Origin of the sequence: Parafrankia sp. Ea1.12, assembly GCF_900465275.1 — a bacterium.
Classification (GTDB): Bacteria; Actinomycetota; Actinomycetes; order Frankiales; family Frankiaceae; genus Parafrankia; species Parafrankia soli.
The window spans coordinates 1-3956 of sequence record NZ_UBIZ01000561.1; the positions used below are offsets into that span (position 1 = coordinate 1).

The 3956-nt window shown below is 75.2% G+C and carries 4 protein-coding genes and 1 pseudogene; 1 reads left to right on the forward strand and 4 read right to left on the reverse strand.

The genetic code is table 11. The features are described 5' to 3' along the window. Positions 1-368: pseudogene (locus tag FMEAI12_RS31415) on the forward strand (hypothetical protein); the annotation flags it as partial. Positions 369-378: 10 nt separating this feature from the next. Here the strand turns inward: FMEAI12_RS31415 and FMEAI12_RS31420 are convergent. The 4 genes from FMEAI12_RS31420 to FMEAI12_RS31435 all read right to left on the reverse strand — a co-directional run. Further along, positions 379-1947, reverse strand: coding sequence for a CoA transferase (locus FMEAI12_RS31420; RefSeq protein ID WP_112108864.1), 1569 nt, complete (start codon positions 1945-1947; stop codon positions 379-381). Next, the gene (locus tag FMEAI12_RS31425; protein WP_071066924.1) at positions 1925-2614 is read right to left on the reverse strand and encodes an AIM24 family protein; all 690 of its coding nucleotides are present in this window, start codon (positions 2612-2614) and stop codon (positions 1925-1927) included. The genes FMEAI12_RS31420 and FMEAI12_RS31425 overlap by 23 nt, the downstream gene beginning before the upstream one ends. Before the next feature lie 73 nt (positions 2615-2687). Continuing rightward, on the reverse strand, positions 2688-3293 hold the full coding sequence (locus tag FMEAI12_RS31430; protein ID WP_083391393.1) for a bifunctional 2-polyprenyl-6-hydroxyphenol methylase/3-demethylubiquinol 3-O-methyltransferase UbiG: 606 nt from the start codon (positions 3291-3293) through the stop codon (positions 2688-2690). 213 nt (positions 3294-3506) lie between these two features. After that, on the reverse strand, positions 3507-3956 hold a 450-nt coding region (locus tag FMEAI12_RS31435), incomplete at its 5' end, for an NUDIX domain-containing protein (RefSeq protein ID WP_368672129.1).

Sequence of the window (3956 nt, forward strand, 5' to 3'; positions counted from 1 at the left end):
CGTTCCAGCGCACGCCCTTCCGGTATACGGCCTACCGCGCCGCCGCGCGGAGCAGGGCGCTCCCCCGGCACCGGCCAGGTCAGCTCGACGCCGGTCCGGTGAAACTGCGGGCCGAAGTGGGCGGACTGGTCGGAACGGACGGGAACGACGCCGTCACCGAGGCCGGCGACGAGGCGGTCGTGGACGCGGGTCCCCACGCCCGCGTCGCTCATGCCACGGCCGATGCCCACGCCGACGCCAATGCCGGCCCCGGCCCCGGCCCCGACGACGACGGGACGGATCCGCCGACCGAGATCGTCTCCGGGCTCCGGGAGGTCCACGCGGCAGGCGACGACGAGCCCGCGGATTCCGGGTCCGCTGAGGGCTGACCTCGTCCGCTCAGCCGGGCAGGCGGGGGCGGCGCGGCGCGAGCACCCGGCCCTGGGCGCCGGACTGGCGCACCGTCCAGCCGAGCTCGTCGGAGCCGGTGACCGACCAGGGCCCTTCCCCCCACCGACGCCCCGGATCGCTCAGCCCTCGGCCGCGGACCCGCGGGGCGGCGACGAAGGCCGCGACGTCGCGCATGGCGACGTCCAGCAGGGCCCCCCGCCCGGCCGCCCGGCACAGCGCGACCGCCAACGCGCCGAAGAGGCCGGTCAGCGGGTCGGCGATCGCGTCACCGCAGAACACCGGGACGGAGCCGCCGGGAGCCGTCCGGTCCCAGCCGACGAGTCCGCCGGCGACCGCGGCGTCGTCACCGAAGGCGACCGGGCCGGGCCCGTGCCCGCCGGCGCCGGCCGCCCGCCCGTACCCGGTGATGCTCAGCCAGACCCGACCGGAACGGGCCCGCACCCACCGGTCGGCGTCCAGACCGAGCTGCGCGAGCGCGCGTGGCCGGGAGCCCTCGATCACGACGTCGGCCCGCTCGACGAGCCGGTGCAGCGCCGCCCGCCCTCGCGGGTCGGTGAAGTCGAACCGCTCCTCGTCCTGGCCCGCGTGCAGCCACCGGTAGAAGTCCGGGTCACCGAGCCGTGCCCCGTCCGGGCGGTGCACGCTCTCGACCTTCACAACCCGCAGGCCCATCCGCCCCAGCAGGCGGGCCGCCAGCGGACCAGCCCACAGCGACGAGAGGTCGACGACAAGGGGACAGCCGGCCCCGTTCCCAACCGCTGCCGGTCCGGCGGCCTCCCCCTGCCGGCCCGGCACCTCGCTCTGGACGGCGATGCCCTGGACGGCGATCCGGACCGGTGGCCGGGGCTCGGCCGGCTCGGCGGATGGGAGCGACGCCACGGGTAGCCCAAGCAGCCAGGCACGATCGACCAGGTCGGCGCGGTCATGGGCGGGCAGCAGGGCGGTCAGCGCCGCCCATGTCGTCTCAAGTGGGTCACGGTGGCCACCCGCGGGTGCGGTGACCTCCGCGGGATCCACGCCGAGCAGCGCCGGGAGCATCTCCACGTCGTCCCGCCGGGCGAGGTTCACCGCGACCCAGCCGTCGGCGGCCCGCAGCAGCCGGCAGCCGCCGTTGGCGGAGATCGTCCCGCCGCGGCGCAGGCCGAGCAGCGCGGCCCGGCCCGCGAGCAGCTCGGGGACGTCAACCTCGACCGCCGCGCCCAGCTGCGCGGACGCGGCGCGGAGCAGCGCAGCGGCCGCCCGGGCCCGCCCCAGCACCGGGGCGTCCGGCACGACCGGGACCGCCGCGGGCCGGCCGGTGAGCCACATGAGCCCGGACCCGGCCCAGTCGAGCGCGGGCCTGGCCGCGGGCGCCGCCGTCGGTCGGGCCTCGAACGGCGCGGCCTCGAAGGGCAGGGATTCGAGCGGGAGGGATTCAAGCGGCAGGCCCGCCGCGAGCAGCGCCTGTCGCAGTTCGACTTCCAGCTCGGCCTCGGCCTCGGCCTCGGCGTCGGCGTCGGCGTCGGCGTCGATCTCGGCGTCGGCGGGGCCGAGGTCAGCTGCTCGGTTCCGCGCCACGAGCCGGGATCTCACCACACTGGACCACCACGAAGCCACCGCGCCCGCTGTACTCGATCTGGGCGAGCTCGCCGGAGGTGCGCCCGATCAGATTGCCCACCTTGAAGCTGGAGATCACCCGGGTGCGGACGCCGGCCGTCCAGGCGACTGCCGCGTCGCGATCGACGCACACCGGCTCGTCCGTCGGGAGGACGAGCGGGCTGCCCAGGCACAGCACGCCGACACCGCCCGTTCCGGAGACCTCGGTGTTGAACACGCCGCCCGCGATCATCGCACCGATCCCGCCGGACGTCGTAGTGATCTTGTAACGGACGCCGGACTCCAGGGCGAGCAGGCTGCGGCCGTTGACCGTGATCCGGTCGTTGTCCAGGTGGAAGATCGAGATGTGGCTGCCGGACTCCGCGAACCAGACGGTGCCGCGGCCCTTGACCCGCATCAGGTCCTGGCCCTCGCCGGTGACCGCGCGCCGGAGATAGCCGCCGACGCCCTGCCCCTTGTAGGCGAAGTCGACCTTGCCGCGGTAGGCCACCATGGACCCCTGCTTCGCGTACATCTCGCCGCCGTCGAGGCGGACCCGGAGCATCCGGTCGCCCTCCTCGAGCGCGAACGGCGGACCGCCGGAACTTCCCGCCGCATGCTGCCCAAGTGGTTGATTCACAGGCACCATTGAACGCCGGACGGCGATCCCCGTCACCACCGATCGACAAGGCCGGGCCGGCCGATCCGCCTCCGGGGCCGGGTCAGTCCCGGCGGTGCACGCTCACGGCGTAGCCGTCCTCGGGACGGTCGGGCGCGCCGTCCCAGGTCGCGAAGCGGCGCTCGAGGGTGAGGCCCGCGCCCGCGCACCAGCGGTCGTACTCGGCGAGGCCGAAGGGCGCCTCGGGCAGCGGCAGGTGCGCGCCGTCAAGGCCGAACCCGGCGACAAGAAGGCCACCCGGGCGCAGGACACCCGCGAGGACCCGCAGCACGTGCGCCTCCGTGCCCTCCGCGAGCAGCGGGATCACGTTGCCCGCCGCCACGACCAGGTCGAACGGGCCAGCCCGGCCCGCCGGCGCCGTGGCGCCCTGGTCGGCGAGCGCGGCGGGCAGGTTCGCGAGATCGCCGAGAATCCAGGTCACCTCGCCGGACACCGCCTTCGCCCGCGCGAGCATCGACGGGTCGACATCGACACCGGTGCACGAACAGCCCAGCTCGGCGAGCCGGATGGCGACCCGCCCGGTGCCGCAGCCGGCGTCGAGGATCCGCGCACCGGCGGGGACGAGCGCGGCGCAGAAGCTCGCCTCGCCGTGAATGTCCAGGCCGCTGGCCGCGAGGCTCGCGAACCGCTCGTCGTAGCGGTCCCCCACGGCGACGCTCGGCGCACCTCCGCCGCGTGTACCGGTCAGGGACGCCCAACGGCTCGGCGGCGCCTCCCCCGCCGGGCCGCCCGGACCAGCCCGGCCGGCTGCGGGGTTACCCTGCCTGGGAAGATCACCGGGGAGATCACCGGGCTGATCCGGGAAACCGCCGCGTTCGCCGGTGCCATTAACCACCAGGCGAGATTATCGGACGGCGGAGTGTCACCTCGCGGCCGGCGCCGCTCCGTGCCAGCTCGGCTCCCGGTCGGCCAGCCAGCCGTGGATGACGTCCCGCAGGCTCGCCGGGCGCAGGTCGAGGCCGGACAGGTTGCCGATCGACACCGAGGTGATGTCGACGTCGAACTCATGGCTGCCGATCTGCGACCCCCAGGGCAGATCGGCGGCGAACAGGACGTTGATCTCCTGGTGGCGGACGCCGCCCTCGACGTAGACGTTCTCGGCGCAGCCGATGAACTCCAGGTCGGCCACGTCGAGGCCGGCCTGCTCCTGGGTCTCCCGGCGCAGGGCCGCCTCGACCGTCTCTCCCGGGTTCACGTTGCCGCCCGGCAGGTAGAACCACGGCTGCCCGCGGCGGTTCGCCAGCAGCACGCGGTCCTGGGCGACGAAGAGCACCCGGGCGCTGATCTCGACGGGGGCGGGCGGGGCCATGAG